This is a genomic window from Idiomarina aquatica, assembly GCF_003987185.1.
Lineage (GTDB): Bacteria > Pseudomonadota > Gammaproteobacteria > Enterobacterales > Alteromonadaceae > Idiomarina > Idiomarina aquatica.
Map to the genome: position 1 here is coordinate 755,048 of NZ_PIPS01000001.1, position 15,928 is coordinate 770,975.

8 protein-coding genes are annotated in these 15,928 nt (G+C 54.2%); 4 read left to right on the forward strand and 4 right to left on the reverse strand.

Annotated elements, in window-relative coordinates:
* Window positions 1-56: 56 nt before the first annotated feature.
* Window positions 57-1,361: an alkaline phosphatase gene (locus tag CWE23_RS03645; protein WP_126819515.1), complete on the reverse strand. Its 1,305-nt coding sequence runs from the start codon at window positions 1,359-1,361 to the stop codon at window positions 57-59.
* A gap of 392 nt (window positions 1,362-1,753) precedes the next feature.
* On the opposite strand from CWE23_RS03645, the gene CWE23_RS03650 reads away from it, so the two are divergent.
* Window positions 1,754-4,324 carry a TonB-dependent receptor gene (locus CWE23_RS03650; RefSeq protein ID WP_105305769.1) on the forward strand — a complete coding sequence of 857 codons (2,571 nt, stop codon included), beginning with the start codon at window positions 1,754-1,756 and terminating at the stop codon, window positions 4,322-4,324.
* A gap of 101 nt (window positions 4,325-4,425) precedes the next feature.
* On the opposite strand, the gene CWE23_RS03655 is transcribed toward CWE23_RS03650, so the two are convergent.
* The 3 genes from CWE23_RS03655 to yjjJ form a co-directional block, all read right to left on the reverse strand.
* Window positions 4,426-4,914, reverse strand: coding sequence for a hypothetical protein (locus tag CWE23_RS03655; RefSeq protein ID WP_105305768.1), 489 nt, complete (start codon window positions 4,912-4,914; stop codon window positions 4,426-4,428).
* Window positions 4,915-4,932: 18 nt separating this feature from the next.
* Window positions 4,933-7,158 (reverse strand): S8 family serine peptidase, encoded by a 2,226-nt coding sequence (locus CWE23_RS03660; protein WP_126819516.1) that lies wholly within the window; start codon window positions 7,156-7,158, stop codon window positions 4,933-4,935.
* Window positions 7,159-7,577: 419 nt separating this feature from the next.
* Window positions 7,578-8,954, reverse strand: a complete 1,377-nt coding sequence (gene yjjJ, locus CWE23_RS03665; protein ID WP_126819517.1) for a type II toxin-antitoxin system HipA family toxin YjjJ — start codon at window positions 8,952-8,954, stop codon at window positions 7,578-7,580.
* Window positions 8,955-9,343: 389 nt separating this feature from the next.
* Between yjjJ and CWE23_RS03670 the strand changes: the two genes are divergently transcribed.
* From CWE23_RS03670 to CWE23_RS03680, 3 genes are read left to right on the forward strand one after another with little or no spacing between them, the layout of a single operon-like run.
* A complete protein-coding gene (locus CWE23_RS03670; protein WP_126819518.1) occupies window positions 9,344-12,136 on the forward strand; it encodes an Ig-like domain-containing protein in 2,793 nt (930 codons plus the stop codon).
* Between the two features lies 1 nt (window position 12,137).
* On the forward strand, window positions 12,138-14,789 hold the full coding sequence (locus CWE23_RS03675) for a TonB-dependent receptor plug domain-containing protein (RefSeq protein WP_126819519.1): 2,652 nt from the start codon (window positions 12,138-12,140) through the stop codon (window positions 14,787-14,789).
* Between the two features lie 20 nt (window positions 14,790-14,809).
* Window positions 14,810-15,895: a cytochrome-c peroxidase gene (locus CWE23_RS03680; protein ID WP_157982904.1), complete on the forward strand. Its 1,086-nt coding sequence runs from the start codon at window positions 14,810-14,812 to the stop codon at window positions 15,893-15,895.
* Window positions 15,896-15,928: the final 33 nt, after the last annotated feature.

Below are 15,928 nucleotides of genomic sequence, written 5' to 3' on the forward strand. Positions count from 1 at the left end.
CGCGAGCAAAGCGAGCCTAAACCGCCCGCAGGGCCTAAACCGCGAGCGCAGCGAGCCTATTTAACAATCTCGATCAAACGCTTACCAATGTCGGTGTTGTCCATGTAACCGCGGAACTGCTCGGCGTGCGGGCCGCGGGCGAAGATGGGTACGTCAACGGCGGTGTGGCCGCTGCTGGTCCAGCCGGTGCCGGTAATGTCGCCGGTAATGTACACCAGGGCTTTGTGCAGCGCGTCTTCACGATCTTCGCCCTGCTGTTCGGCCGCCAACGCCAGCTCATCGACGTACTCCTGCGTTAGCTCAACGTTCACTTTATCAGCAACGTAGTCAGCCCACTTGTCGGCGTCCATCTCCAACAGCTCAGAGCGCATTGTCGCAATCGAACTCTCAATCGCCATCACCCGGTCTGAGTACCACGCATATTCACCGTCACGCCCCAGCGTCAGGCCACCGGTCGAGTGATCGGCGGTCATCACAAACAAGGTATTGGGGTTATTTTTAATAAACTCATCCACCACTTCCAGCGCCTTGTTCAGGGAGTCCATTTCGTGTACCGCACAAGCGATGTCGTTGGCGTGACCACACCAATCGATTTGACTGCCTTCAATCATCAGCGCGAATGGCTTATCGTCTGCTGACAACAGACGCAGCGCGGTTGAAGTCATGCGCGCCAGTGAGTCTTTACCTTCATCGATGGCGTGCGGCAAACCTTTAGGTGCAAACAAGCCCATCACCGGCGGCTGCTCAACCTGATCCAGCATCTGCATGTCCTGAATCACCTGCAAGCCATGTTGCTCCAGCAACGACACCCAATCTTTGTCTTCACGCACAAAGTATTGCTGACCACCACCAAGTAGCACGTCATAGGATGCTTCATTCTTGATGTACTGTTGTGCCATCAAATCAGCGATTTCGTTGTACTCGTAACGCGACGGGTGGTGCGAGAAAAACGAGGCCGGCGTAGCGTGGTTAACTTGTGACGTCGATACCGAACCGGTCATATACCCGTTGTTTTTGGCGTATTCCATCACGGTTTTCAGTGAGGTTTTGTCGTTATCCATACCAATGGCGCCGTTGTACGATTTCTCACCCGTCGCCAGCGCCGTGGCGCTTGCTGCCGAATCCGTCACCCAGGTATCGTCTTCCGGGTAAGTGGTCGCCGCGCCGGTCAGCACATCATCAAACTGCGTCGGTGCTATGTTTTTAGTTTCCAAATCCGACATCGCGTATCGGTAGGCGCTGATGAATTCAAACCCCATACCGTCGCCAATGACATAAATAATGTTCGGTTTTTGGTGGTCATCAGCCACTGCTGCGGTCGACAGCAAGGCAACTGACGCCGCAAGAAGAGTGCGTTTCATGTCAGAATTCTCCACAACAAATGTGGAGCGATCGTACCTCGGGAATGTTACAGCCGCAAGACAAACGAGTTTTGGGCTCGCTTTGCTCGCGGTGCAGGGCGTCGCCGGTTTAGGGCCTGCGGCCGGGGTAGGCTTCGCGATTTGACGGGCGAAGCCCCTACACCCTCGCGCCGAAGGCAGCGAGCTACACCGCGCGAAGCGCCCATACCAGCCGAAGGCTCTAAACCCGCCAAAGGTCTGGAGCGTCAAAGACCCAAGAACGATTAGACGTTCAACTTTAGTATGACTAACAAGATATGATCTTGATTAGGTGTTAATTAAGTGTAATAAAGAATGTGTCATTAAAATGACAAGCCGTTTGTTGTTTATAAGAATCACAGGGAACAAAAACAATGAAAAGCACATTCAAATATTCGTTGTGCGCGTTGGCTATCGGGGCGGTCTTTGCGTCTCCGGTCAGCTACGCACAACAGGATCAGGCACAAGCCGAGGACGAACGCTTAGAGCGTATTCAGGTTACCGGTTCGCGGATTAACCGTACCGATATGGAAGGCGCTTCGCCGGTTGAAGTGATTGACCGCGAAGCCATTGAAGCCTCCGGCTTTAACAACCTGCAACAATTGCTCGAGCGCCTGCCATCGGCCGGTGTGGGCACCTTCTCAACCCAGGGTAACAGTCAGGACACCACCGCCAACGGCTCTGCCGCCATCAGTTTGCGTGGCTTTGGCGCCGATTCAACGCTGGTGTTACTGAACGGCCGCCGCGTTGCCGTTTCATCATTTGCCGAAGGCGTTGCGAACTCTTTCGTCGACATCAACACCATCCCAGTCGCCGCCATTGAGCGTATCGATATCTTAAAGGATGGCGCATCGGCCATTTACGGTTCTGACGCCGTTGCCGGTGTTGTCAACATCATCCTGCGTGATGACTTCGTTGGTACCGAGCTGTCGGTCAGTCACGGCGGTACCACCGGTGACGTCAACTATGAAGAATCGACCATGAGTCTGGTGTGGGGTACCGGGGACGACAAAGGCAACACCACCATCATCATGGACTACTGGAAAAACACCTCCATCTTCGGTGCTGAATTTGGCCGCAACGGTACTGCTAACCAAGCGCCATACGGTGGTAACGACTTCCGCTCATCACGCGGTTTCCCGGGTAGCTTTATTGTCGACGGTGCCGAGCAGCCAGATCCGGACTGCCCACCTGATTCGCTGGTTGGTACCCGCTGCGTATTTGACTATGGCCCCTACGCACAAATCTTCCCGGAAGCAGAACGTGTTGGTGCCATCATTCAGTCACGCCGCGAGCTAAGCCGCAACGTTGAAGGTTACATCGAAATCGCAGCACAGCATAACCGTTCGATGGCCGGCGGTGCGCCAACGCCACTGGATGCAGACGCTGGGCTATACGTACCGGCCGATCACCCGAACAACCCATGGGGCGAGCGCGTCGACATTAACTTCTTCCGTACCGTTGATGCCGGTGCGCGTATTTGGGACGTCGAGTCTGACACCTTGCGCTTTATCGCCGGTTTACGCGGTGATCTGAATGGCTGGAACTGGGACGTTTCTTACCAAAAAGGCCGCAGTGAAGGCATGCAAACCGGTTCGCGTGAGCAAGGCTGGGTTCGTACAGACTTCCTGCAGGAGCAAATTAATCTTGGTAACTACAACCCGTTCGGCGGCACCGTTAACGATCCGGAAGTCATCAACAACATCACCACTTCGCTGGTGCGTCGCGGTGAATCACACCTGACCGCTGTAGATGCCAGCATTGCCGGCGAAGCGTTCCAGTGGGGCGATCGGTGGATCTCAATGGCTGCAGGTCTTGAGTACCGTGAAGAAGACGTTTTCGACCAGCCGGACGACCAGTTCCAGCGCGGGCTGATCTTTGGTACCGAATCCGTTCAGGCACAAGCAGCGCGTGATCAATGGGCCGCTTATGTCGAGTTCCTGGTACCGCTGACTGACCAACTAGAGCTAACCGTTGCCGGTCGTCACGATGACTACAGTGACTTTGGTTCTACCTTTAATCCACAGGCAAAACTGCAATGGCGTCCGTCGGACAATGTCACTCTGCGTGCGTCGTACGGTGAAGGCTTCCGCGCACCGTCATTGGCACAAATTGGTTTAGGTCCGTCGCAGGTATCAACGTTCTTCACCGATACCTATCGTTGTGAAGCGGACGGCGAAAGCTGTGTACCATTGGATTACACCATTGTCTTCTCAGGTTCTGACGGCCTTGAGCCAGAAGAATCTTCAAACTACAACATCGGTGGTATCTGGCAAGTAACCGACGCCTTTGATGTATCAGCTGACTACTGGTCAATCGAGCAGGACAACAAAATTGTTCAGAACGATTTTGAAAACGTCTATGCGGAGCACTGTGGCGATCAGAACAGCACCATCTGCGAACGCCGCCCACCGTTACCGGGTGACGAACTTGGTGAGTTAGCGGTGCTGTACAACACTTACGTTAACTTATCCAGCCAGGAAGCGGCCGGTATCGACCTATCCGCGAACTACAATTGGGAACTGCAGGACATCGGCAACATTCGCTTGGGTCTTGACTGGTCTTACATGAGTAAGTTCGAGAAAGACGGTATCGATTACGCCGGCGAATACGAGTACCCGGAGCACCGCTGGACCGGCCGTGCCGAATGGGCTCGTGATACCTTCGGTGTCAACCTGAACCTGAACTACATCGGCGAGTTTGAGGACTATCAGGCACCTGCTGACGTTGAAGCGTCGAAAACCCGTATCGTCGACAGCCAATTATTGGTCGATTTACAGGCTTACTACGACGTAACACCGGAACTGCGTGTAACCTTAGGTTCAACCAACCTGTTCGACGAAGAGCCACCCGAAGCGTTTAACAACGACCTGTACGGCTATGCACCAAGTGTGCATAACCCACGCGGCCGCTTTGTTTACACGAAGGTGAGTTATTCATTCTGATGGCATAGATAGTCGCGCCAAAGGCGCGGCGTACCATTAGGCATAAAAAAACGCCCTCCAAGACCGGAGGGCGTTTTTATTTGTCGCGCAGAATGCGCGACCTACTTAATCACGTGCGGTTCACGAATGTCTTCAACGATTTCGATATCGACGTTGTTAACACCGGTAAACGCCATCATGTCGCGGCGTAGCTGCAACATTTCAGTGCCTTCTGGGGCACGCAGCAGCGCCAGGTTCAGACGACCGTACAGGCGTTCAACGGTCAAACCGAACTGCTGAGCCAGCGCATCGATATCCGTGCCATCCATCAGCACGGAGACAATGCCTGAAACGTATGCTTCTTTACCCGACAGCGTATTGACCATTTCGGTACCAGCCAATAATTGCTCACCTGAACGCTCAGAAAAGTCAACGCCTGCGCGTGGCTCAGGTAACTTAGTGAACTGGTAACCCTTGTAGTCACGATCACCGCCAATAAATTGTGGATTATCGATAGTTTCTCCAACTTTCGGAGTTGGTAATTGTTGTGCAGAGGCACTTGCCGCAATCAGACCAGAGGCTGCCAGTGCAAATAACGTTACTAATTTCATGTCTTTCTCCTGACGCTCTTATTGGTGACCGAAGGCACGAACTTGAATCGCTTCAAGGCGTGACGGTGTGCTGTTGTTTGCAAAGGTTGCTTGTGCTGAACCGCCCAGTGCGCGTCCATCGGCAACCAGGTCGCTGCCGTTGGTGTCAACCAAGCGAACAGTCCATTCACCACCTGACGCTTCACCATAGAATGCGTTAGCGAGGAACACGCTGTCTTCCAGAATGTACTCACTACACCAACCATCAGCACCAACATTGATTGCCTGGCGGCCAGTCAGCAGTTGCGTGGTCGTGCCTGCAGGTGACGTCACTTCAACCGCCAGGTCATTACCTGCGGTAGAAAGACTACAGCCAGCAAAGTCATCGTTCGCTACGGTCAGACGGAACTGTAAACCTTCCAGTACCAGACCAGCCGGCGCTTCAAAGCTGTACGACGCGCCTTCAGCGTTGTTATCCGGGATCTCAATCGGCGCTTCCGGTGATACGTCCAACCAACCCGTTGAAGCTAATGGCCCCATGCTGCCGGCCGACATTTCTTTCGCCATCCGCACGGCTTCACCGGCATTAACGCGGCCAAAACCGTACTTAATGTTAAAGTTATAGCCTGCTGCGTTCGTTACCCAGCCCGCATCAGCGACAAACTCACCGTCGCCCACCGGTAGAACAACACCGGCATCATCCGCATCAACCTGAGTGGATGTATTCGCCAGAATGTGACGGATTTCACGTGCACTCAAGTCCGGGTTGGCCGAGCCAATCAGCGCAACAACACCCGACGCGTTAGGCGCCGCAGAAGACGTACCGTTGAACGTCGAGGTGTTATTACAGTTCGGGTTCTCAGGGTGACCCGGCGCGTTAAACGGATACAAGCCGGCGAAATAGCCAGGGATACCGGTCGAAGCGTCCGTTGAGTCCTGACGCGGGAAGCTTGAATAGCCGCGTAAACAGGTCGACTGGTCTGTGGTTACCATAGCAGGAGCGGCATAACCATATTCTCCGGCAGGTGCTGAAACAAACACGTTAGAACCGGCGGTAGAATAACTGGTGTGGTTACCGTCCGAGTTAACTGCGGCAACGGTGGTCGTAAAGAAGCTGGCATTAGACGGATCAAAGTTACCGTTGAGGCAGCTCAAGCCAAGGCTGATGGCGCCCGTCGCGTCACAGATATTAGAAAAGTAACCGGCACTACCGGTGTCGTTAAACGAGTTACCCGCTGACTTAACGTTAAGCGCACCCTTGCCGTCACGTAAGCCCAGCATAACGTATTGTTCGAAAGCTTCATCGGTCGCCGATGAGTACAGGGCAAACGGCACGGAAATTCCGTAGCTTCGGTTATACGCGATAACCGGGTCACTCTCTGTAATGCCACTGCCTGGCAGGCCGTGTGACAAACCGGCGTTCAGCATGGTTTGTGTACCCTGGCCTCCTAAATAGTTGATACCAAAGACTTTCGCCATTGGTGCCACACCACGGCCACCCTCGTCGTTACCCGCTACAGCCGCGATAAGACCAGCAACCGAGGTACCATGATCACCCATTTGAGAGGCGCTGGTTGGGTCCATTTTATTCATGGCGTCCGGAATGACGTTGAGTGATTTATTCGCCGCAATATTAGCTTGTAAATCCGGGTGATTGATTTCCAGACCCGAATCGATAACACCAACCATCATACCTTGTCCAAACGCGCCTTGAGCATGCGCTTCGACGATATTCATGTCTTCACCAGCCTGGAACACAGACTCGTCAAAGAAAAGTTCAAGTGCCAATTCTTCCGAATACCCTAAAACTTCAACCAGGAAGGTCAGGAATTCTTCACTTTGCGCATAGGCTTTTTGCCCAGTATTGCGCAGGTGCCATTGTTGATAGGTGAGCGGGTCACCGGCAATGCCAGTTACCTGCACCTGTGCCGTTGTCGTTTCCGTGCCATCACTGACAGAAATATTAATGGTTGCAGGTTCGGTTGTCAGAGGAACGTAAGAGAAGTGACCACTACCATCGATAGAAACCGTTCCGGGGGTTTCTCCTCCTTCAGAAGCCACGACACTTGCTGAAAAAGATAACGAATCATTATTCGCATCGGTAGCGGTCACTTGACCGGTTACGGGGACCCATTGCAGCCCACCGTTTATGTTCTGTGCGCTCACGTCCGGAGCAAAGTTGGTGTCTCCGTCACCACCACAGGCAGTCAAGCCCAGGAGTACAGCCGCCGACAAGGCCGTCAGCTTAAAGGTATTTCGAGCCATAATGCCCTCTTCTTGTTGTTTTTATACTTGCACCAACGGTGCAAGCGATAACGATGTCGCGCCTTTAACGCGGCATCAACATTTCTGAAGACACATTCTATTAACTTTTATTAAAAATTTGTAACACGGATTGTTACAAAGTGTTTCAAGCTCGATGTAAGCGATTACATATAGGCTAACAGGTTAGACCTGTAAATTAAAACGCCATTAGTCGCTGCGAATCGACCACTGATCTCGTAGCTTGCGCCTTTGGCGCAAGTCAATCTGCTCAGCGCAACGACTCTTTTCACCGCTGAGGCCGCTGAGTACACGGAGAAAACATCTCTAATGGAAAACCCAATCGGTCAGGTTTTGTGTTTTCCAATAAAAACCTCCGCGCCCTCCGCGGTGAGCATGTCTCAGCGGTAAGCAGGCTGGGTTTATGCCATCCGCTCAATCGTCCGCGCATAGTCCGTAACCACTTGCAGCTGCTGCGCAGCCAAATACTTAAAATGGCTGCTGATAACACCACTCTCTAACACGCTATGCCAGAACTTGACGGCCGCGACTTGCGCGGTTTGCCAGCATATCTTTGGAACATTCGGGTGAAAACGAATGTTAAACGGTTCCGAGGGTAAATCTCCTGCCGAGGTTGGCGAGTAATGCATCGGTAGCATGTCATAGATCGGCGCCAGCTCATAAGGTCGCCCACCAGAATTGAGCGCTGAAACGTTACCTAAATGCATGTCAGAATTAGCAATAAGTTGACCAAAAGCCCAAGCAACCTTGCACCGGGTCACCGCATTTTCGGTAATAACCCCTTGCTGATACAAAACGTCGGCAACATCAGGCCAATGCCCATTAGCCCGCCCGACAAACTCTAAGTCCAAACTCGCAAACGATATAACCCCGACGCGCCCACCCTGCCCAGTACGATCAAACCGCGGAGAGGCAAGCAACGTTCGTCCATCAACATTGAACGCGCGATTGTGAGCAGCAACATCGGCGATGACGGTATTCAGTGCAGCCGCCGCGAGTGCTTCTGCATTAAGTAAATCCGCCCACCGATTAGCGACGGAATCAAGCTCCGTTTGCATCACCCGACCAGAGAATTTAACGATACATTCACCCTCATCGAGGGTTGCAACAAACTTAGGCTGCTCACCTTTAGCCGATGAATCAAAATGCTCACCACGCGCTATAGCATCCGCCTTGATGGCCGCTTGCTCATCGCTAACGGCCATATCTTGTGGCCTCTCTAGCCACCGGGAATAGGCCACATCACCGACCAAGAGATTACCAACATGGTCCTGCGGAAACTTCGCCAGCACCGCCAGCGTCGTATCTTCCGACCATTTACTGGGGTCAGCATCCAATAACTCGCCTTGACTCCGCAACTGATTGGCAAAAGAGCGTCCTAGAAACCCCTGTGGTCTCATGTCGGACAACCACCACGGCAAAGACTGATAGAACTTCCACTCCGACAGTACCTTACCGCTAGCATCATTCGATCGAAAATATTCCACCAAGTAACTGTCATCAGGATGAACGATATTGAGCAAAGCCATTTTCTCCGCTTTGCCGCTAGCATCAACCCGGTAAACTGGCAATACAGAATGCCCCGGGAGCATCGGTAAGCTGCGCCGCAGACCCCAACGCGTCGCACGCCCCTCGCCGGCTTTAAGTACTTGTGAACCCAAACGACCCAGCCGCCGCGACACCGTTGTTGCATCAACACCCAAAATACGAGCAATCTGAGCCGCCGACATTGGCCCAGACGTTAATGTTAATACTATGTTTTTATCAAGTTCAGACATTGGTTGAATAGCTCAGGGTAGCGCTCGTAAAACACGAAATTTGCATCGAAAATGCATGGATGATTTTTATATATAACTCATTGTTATATATATTTTTTGCTATTAAAACTCATGTTTTATGCAGGCTTTTATGCATTGATAATTAATAAGCGTTTAGATGTTATAGCAGATGCCGGTTAATTTGTCATCAAACAGTCAACCGCTTACTCCACGCCACAAAAACTTTTTCACCGCTGAGGCCACAGAGTACGCGGAGAAAACATTTCTAATGGAAAACCCAATGAGTCAGAGTTTGTGTTTTCCAATAAAAACCTCTGCGCCCTCAAATTGTTGCAAATGGGAATAGTTCGCATTATGATCCAGCCAAAATTGAATGACCGGAGCTTTACATGCGAACTTTCAAATATTCTTTCATAACTACAGCCCTTCTCACACTCAGCGCCTGCGGGGGCGGCAGTGACGGCGACAACATCCGCACGGAACAAATCAGCGCCAGCCTGGCCGAAGACACGCAGTGGCAAAGCGACACTCTGTTTACCAGCACCGCCATCGTCATCAGTGACGCCAGCAACGGCAGTATCAGTGTCTCCGACCAACGTGTCACCTACACCCCAGACGAGAATTATAACGGCAGCGATAGCGCCACCGTCGAAGCCGGTGACACCCGTTACCAGCTCAGCTTTACCGTCACCCCCGTTAATGACGCTCCAGAAGTCACCAGCACCCGCATCAGCCTTATCGATGAGCAGACCTACCGCGGTGAACTGCAAGTCACTGATGTCGACGGCGACGACGTTTCGCTCAGCGTTGCAACTCAACCTGAAAAAGGCACCATCGCGCTTGGCAGTGACGGCGTGTTTGACTATACCCTCGACGAACTCAGCCTACCCGCCGAAAACTTTGTAGTCAGCGCCAGCGACGGCACCGTCAGCGTCGACGTTACCGTCGATTTGATCCCGGCCTACAGCAGCAACAGCGAGAAAGCCGCGTACTATTATCGCTCTGCGCAATCGCACCTCAACGCCGCGGAACAGCGTTTGACGCAACTCAGCGACGACGTTATCGCCCAGCCGGCGCTCATCGCTTTGGCCAGCGGCTACCAGCAGGGAGCACTGGCAACTCAGGCGAATGACATTATCAACAACCGTATCAACTCACAGCAGGGTAAAGCCGAAGCGTTCCGCACCCTGGCTCTGACCCACGATCGCTTTAACCAAACCGATCAGGCACGGCAACGACGCCTCAGCAGTTTTGAGCAATACCAAAGTTACATCGCTGACAACGGCATCAATAACCTGCGCCCGGCCGACAGCCAATTTCTGCTCGGCCTGATCAACGACTTCAACGACGCCAATGACAGCGGCGGCGCGGCTCCCATCATTGCGTTTCTTGACACCCTGGCAACTGAGCTTGGTGGCATCGATAACGAGTACAGCACCGAGTTCGGCTTTATCGTCACCAGCTACCGCAACAACGCCGCGGCACTGATCCAACGCTATGTCGACGATCGCAGCCAGGCTAACTTTGATGCCGCCCTCGCGGCCGCTGAGAACGTCTCGCGATTGGTACGCCAAACTGGTTATCAGATCCAACGAAACGGCGATAACGCCGGTGAAATCAAATACCAACTCGCGCCGCTGTATGGTAGCTTCGCGCTGGATTACTTTCTTACTCTTGGCGAGTTCGAAGCCGCCAAGGAGATGCTGGCATGGACGCTCTCCTATTACACCGACGCCGATTACGACCCGGATTACAGCTACCCGGCCAAACCTAACGCAGACGTAACACTGCAGGAGTACGACTTCCCGCTGGTGCAGGCCGCGCGCTACTTCGCGTTACTGTATCCCGAACTGGAAAACCTGCCGCTGGCACTGATCCCCGCTGACAGCCGCAGTAAGGCTCGCGCTGAGGATAACGTGAACGAAGCCCGGGCGTTGGCCACCATTCTTAACGGTGACGGCAGCAACGCCGACATCGAGCAGGCCATCGCGCTGATTGAACAAGCCTACCCCGACGATCTGCGCGGGCGTCAGGAAGCGTTTTCCGGCCGTACCGCGAATTCACCTTATACCGGTGGTTTGTTGGCACAAATGAACTATCAGCAGGCGGCCGCGGCCATGCTCGAAGCCGGCATTACGCTGATGCAAAGCGACGCGTATCTGACGGAACAAACCTCGCGCCTGTACACCACCAGTACCCGCGGCTGTCTTAAATACCTGCAGTACGCAGCCAACCTGAGCCTCGATGACAGCACAGCAGCGGATCTGAACGCCACCATCATCAACGCCTGCAACACCATCGCCGACAAGCTGTTTGGTCAACCCGACGGGGTCATCATCACCGCTGCTGATCAAATTGAAGCGTACATCGATATCGCCGACCTGTATCAATTTGTCGGCGATAGCGAAGGGCAATTAGCGCAGTTAGATCGTGCACAACAGGCACTGCAGCAATTACCGACGGAAACCGATGACCAATGGCAAACGCTGGAGCCGCTGACGCTGCGCCTAGCTCGTGCTTATGGTTCTGCGGCCGCGTTCGAGCCAATGCTGGCGTTACTGGAACCATTGCAACAGCGCTGGAGCGACAGCGAGCACCCCGCTTATCCACAACTCAGCGAGAGCGCCGTCAATACCTTAGCCGCTCACCTTAGCGTGATCGCCGCGGTAGACGGTAACGACGAAACCGTATTCGAGCGGCCGTCACTGATTGAACAGGTGCGCGCGGCCGTCGGCGTCGAGCTGGAAGCTTCAGTCTATCAGCAGCTACTAACTCGTTTTGACGCGCTGACCACCGCCCTCAGTGATGAACTGATTGACCGCTTCGAACAGTTACCGGCGGCTGCACAGGTCAGCACGGCCGAGGACGTCATCACGGCACTCAGTGCACAGCGTCGTTACGCGGACGCTGAGCGTCTCGCGCAACTGAGCAGCTTCGGTGCCGCCGAAGTCGAGCAACTGTTGGCAACCGTCAGCCTGCAACAAGCACAACAGGATGACTTCCCAGCAACCGCAGTTGCCAGCGTCGACACCGACCAGGATGGTTTGGCCAACTTCTTCGCCGAACAAGCTACGGACGAAGCCATCGAAGCCAGTGGCATCAGCGCCGATAACGATGCTGATAACGACGGCATTGTCGACGAGGATGACCCGGCACCGCTAAGCGCCGACGACGGAGTCTGATATGCGTAGCTTATCGCTGTTCGCCACCTTAACGTTAACATTAGCGGCCGCACTGAGTTTCGGTGCGGCCGCCGAGACCGACACCGATGCGAACGAACAACCTGACGCTAACGTCGACGTCGATGAGCGCATCGAAGTACTGGGCTATCGCTGGTTTCCGGAAACCCTCTCGCTCAGCGGCCGCTATGATTTAAGCCGCGAGTTTCTGACGTTTCGCAACCAGGGCAACGGTAACATCACCGATATGCTGACGTTCCTACCCGGCGTGCAAGTGTCAGAAGAGGCCTACAACATCGATCTGCAGCAGGAAATCCGCAGTCAGTTGATTTCGATTTCCGGCGCCCAACCCTGGCAGACCGGCTTTTATTTTGACGGTCTGGCCAACAATTCACGCATCGACCCGGCAGCCGCATCGCGTTCCACAGCATCCGTGAATGACGTACAGGGACACCCGCAGAACCAGTTTATTAACCAAGAACTTGTGCAACAAGTGACGGTGTTTGACAGCAATATCCCGGCCTCCTACGGCGGTTTCAGCGGCGGCGTGGTCGATGTTCAGGCGCGTCAGCTGAGCGATTTTAAGGAACCCAGCGTCAGTCTGCGCTACCGCCGCTCGCTCAGCGATTGGAATGAATACCGGTACTACGACTTGCGTGGCACGCTGTCCGACGACCAACTGCAACAACAGGCCGAACGGGAGGATGACATTGAGATCCCCGACTTCGCCAAACAGACACTAGGTCTCAGCGTCGCATTACCGCTAAACGACGAACACGCACTGTTTGCCTCGGTGAATCAGACCACCTCCACCATTGGTGAAATTTCGTTGTTCGAACCAGTGCAAACCGAGCGCCGTTCACTCTCCAGCCTTCTTAAGTACAGCTATACCCCTGGCGCTGAGGCACTGTTCGATCGGATCAGCGTCAGCGCGTCCTATTCCCCTTATCAGGGCGACTATGTATTAACGGACGTCAAAGATTCCCGCTATACCCAGGACGGTGGTGGCCACCAACTCAGCATCAGCGCCGAAAAACAATGGCAACGCTGGCAAGGCACCGCCCGACTGGGCTATTCGTTCAGTGAAAACAGCCGGCAGGCGCCCAATTATTACCGCCCCTGGTTCCGCGCAGCGGGCAAAGACTGGGGCACTTTTGTCGGTGATAAAGCCTTAAGCATCGAAGGCGGCTACGGCGATTTGGATAAAACCCAGCAGGATCTCAGCGCCCGCATCAACCTTAACCGTGATGCCTTTGACATCGGCGCGGCCAGCCACGAACTCAGCCTTGGCGCCAGCGCTAACCTGCTGACCATCGAGCGTAATCGTAGCAGTACCGCCGTGATCTATAACGCACCGTTCCGTGACGCCAACATCGACTGTAACGGCCAAACGCTGGACTGTGTTGAGCAGCAACTGGCGATGCCACTCGAGCAACTGGCGGCTCAGCTGGGCGGCAACATCGACTTATCCAACCCTGAGCATCTGCAGGCATACCAGGACAATCTGCTGCAACGCGGTCAGTTCTTCCGCTATCGTCGCGTCTACCCAATCGAGAACATCGAAGTGACCATGAACGAGTTCAGCGTCTACGCCGATGACCAAATCCGCTGGCACGATTGGGATCTGCGCCTCGGACTGCGAGCCGATTACAACGATTTTCTCGCCAATATCGATGTCGCACCGCGGCTGCAACTGGGTTATCAACCGGTTGCAGGAACCCGTTTAATTGCCGGCGCTAACCGCTATTACTCGGCCAACCTGGTCACTTACAAACTGCGTGAAGCGCGGCGCCCTTATCTGACTCAGTTTCGTCCCATCAGCCAGGGACAAGTTGGCAACTGGGCAACCTCAGCACAGGCAGAACGGTTTCGCTATCAGTTTGAGGACGTCAGTACCCCCTACAACGACGAACTCAGCCTGGCCTTGAAGCAACGATTGTTCGGTGGAGTGCTGTCGGTTAAAGGGGTAAAACGCTGGCAACGCGAGCAACTGGCTCGCGGCAGCACGCAACAGCAGGACGGCATCACCTACATAACCGCAACTAATGCCGGCAGCGGCGAGTACCAACGGTTGACGCTGTCGTATCAGTATCGATGGAATGAACATGAGTTCTGGCTGCACACCAGTCACAGCGAAAACCTCAGTTCCAGTTCGTCCTATGACCGCTCGGTGGACTCGGTGCCTGAAGATGAAATTGTGGCGTATCTCAGTGCCACGGGTAATGGCCGTTATCAGCTCATCAGTTTGGATGATCTGAACCGTTTAAACGAGGATTTCAGTCGACCGCTGGTGGCGAGTCTGTCGGTGCACAGTCAGTGGAGCGATGCGCTGAGAAGCTCGCTAACAGTGAGTTATCAGGGCGACTACACACGTGCGGTGGACACCGGCAGTTGGTATTTTGCTGAGCGTGATCAGCTCTGTACGCAGTGCGAGGACGTTGAACTGGCATACCCGGTGTATCAGGACGCGGAACGCCCGGCTCGTACCATGGTCAGTGCCAATGTGCAGTATCAGCTGGAGCTAATGGCGCGGCCGCTGACCCTGAGTGTGGAAATTGACAATGTGCTCAATCAGCGCACCTATTCCGTCGCCGAAGGTCAGCAAGGGCTGGAAAGCGGCCGTAGTTTCTGGTTGGGGGCGGAATACCGATGGTAATGTCGATTGCGCGGAGGGCAATGCTTTCGTTGGCGTTCGCACTGTTATCACCGTTTGCTCATGCCGGAAGCGACGAAGACCCATCGACGGAAGCATTGTGGCAGCAATATCTGCGGCCGCAAGCACAGTGGCCGGCCTTACCCAAGGAGGCGCAGCCGTTGGCACCGCTGCCGGATCCGCACCCGCTGCGGGCCGCTCTTGATGATCCCTTGGTGGAGTTAGGCGAGAAGCTGTTTCACGATAAGCGCTTATCACAAACGGCCGAAGTCAGTTGTGCGTCCTGCCATCTCGCCAGCCACGCCTTTGCGGATCCGCGCGCCCGCTCGCTGGGGGTGCGTGATCAGGAAGGCCGCCGGAATGCACCGGCGCTGCTCAATACGCATTTGTGGGATCATTTTTTCTGGGACGGCCGGGCATCGTCATTGGAAACGCAAGCGGTGATGCCGGTGGAGGATCCGCTGGAAATGGCACACAGTCCTAAAGCGATTGTTGAGTGGGTGCGCAAGGCGGAAGATTACCGGCCGCTGTTACAGGGGCTGAATACCTCTTTGTCTGATTTGGATTGGTCGTTACTGGCGAAGGCGTTGGCGGAGTTTCAGCGCTCACTGATGGATGATCCGAAGGAGCAGGTGCTGGATCGTTTTTTATTGGCGGTGGCGGCAGAGGATTGGTCAACGGCACGGCAGTCTCTGTCGGACGAGCAGTTACTGGGGTTGCATTTGTTTCGGACCAAAGCGGGCTGTGTGAAATGCCACAACGGCCCACTGTTGTCCGATCAGCGCTTTCACAACATGGGCCTGCACTATTTAGGGCGTAAGTTCGAAGATCTCGGACGTTATGAGGTGACAGGTCTGAACAAGGATATGGGGGCATTCCGTACGCCGTCGCTACGACACTTGGTGTTGACCAAGCCGTGGATGCACAATGGGTTGTTTACTCAGTTAGAGGGGATTGTAAGGATGTACGAGCATGGCGGGGCGCGACCACGTCGGCCAAAGAACTTGCCGCCAGAGGCGTACTACCCAAAAACCACCGAGTTATTGGTGGCTTTTGAGCTCAGCGACCAAGAACGCCAGGCCCTGCTCAGCTTCCTCAAAACCCTGTAGCTTGCGCCTTTGGCGCAAGTCAGTCTGCCTTTC

Bases quoted from the DNA above. Each gene is read 5' to 3' on its own strand.
- CWE23_RS03645 (WP_126819515.1), bottom strand. From the start codon at position 1,361: ATGAAACGCACTCTTCTTGCGGCGTCAGTTGCCTTGCTGTCGACCGCA.
- CWE23_RS03650 (WP_105305769.1), top strand. From the start codon at position 1,754: ATGAAAAGCACATTCAAATATTCGTTGTGCGCGTTGGCTATCGGGGCG.
- CWE23_RS03655 (WP_105305768.1), bottom strand. From the start codon at position 4,914: ATGAAATTAGTAACGTTATTTGCACTGGCAGCCTCTGGTCTGATTGCG.
- CWE23_RS03660 (WP_126819516.1), bottom strand. From the start codon at position 7,158: ATGGCTCGAAATACCTTTAAGCTGACGGCCTTGTCGGCGGCTGTACTC.
- yjjJ (WP_126819517.1), bottom strand. From the start codon at position 8,954: ATGTCTGAACTTGATAAAAACATAGTATTAACATTAACGTCTGGGCCA.
- CWE23_RS03670 (WP_126819518.1), top strand. From the start codon at position 9,344: ATGCGAACTTTCAAATATTCTTTCATAACTACAGCCCTTCTCACACTC.
- CWE23_RS03675 (WP_126819519.1), top strand. From the start codon at position 12,138: ATGCGTAGCTTATCGCTGTTCGCCACCTTAACGTTAACATTAGCGGCC.
- CWE23_RS03680 (WP_157982904.1), top strand. From the start codon at position 14,810: ATGCTTTCGTTGGCGTTCGCACTGTTATCACCGTTTGCTCATGCCGGA.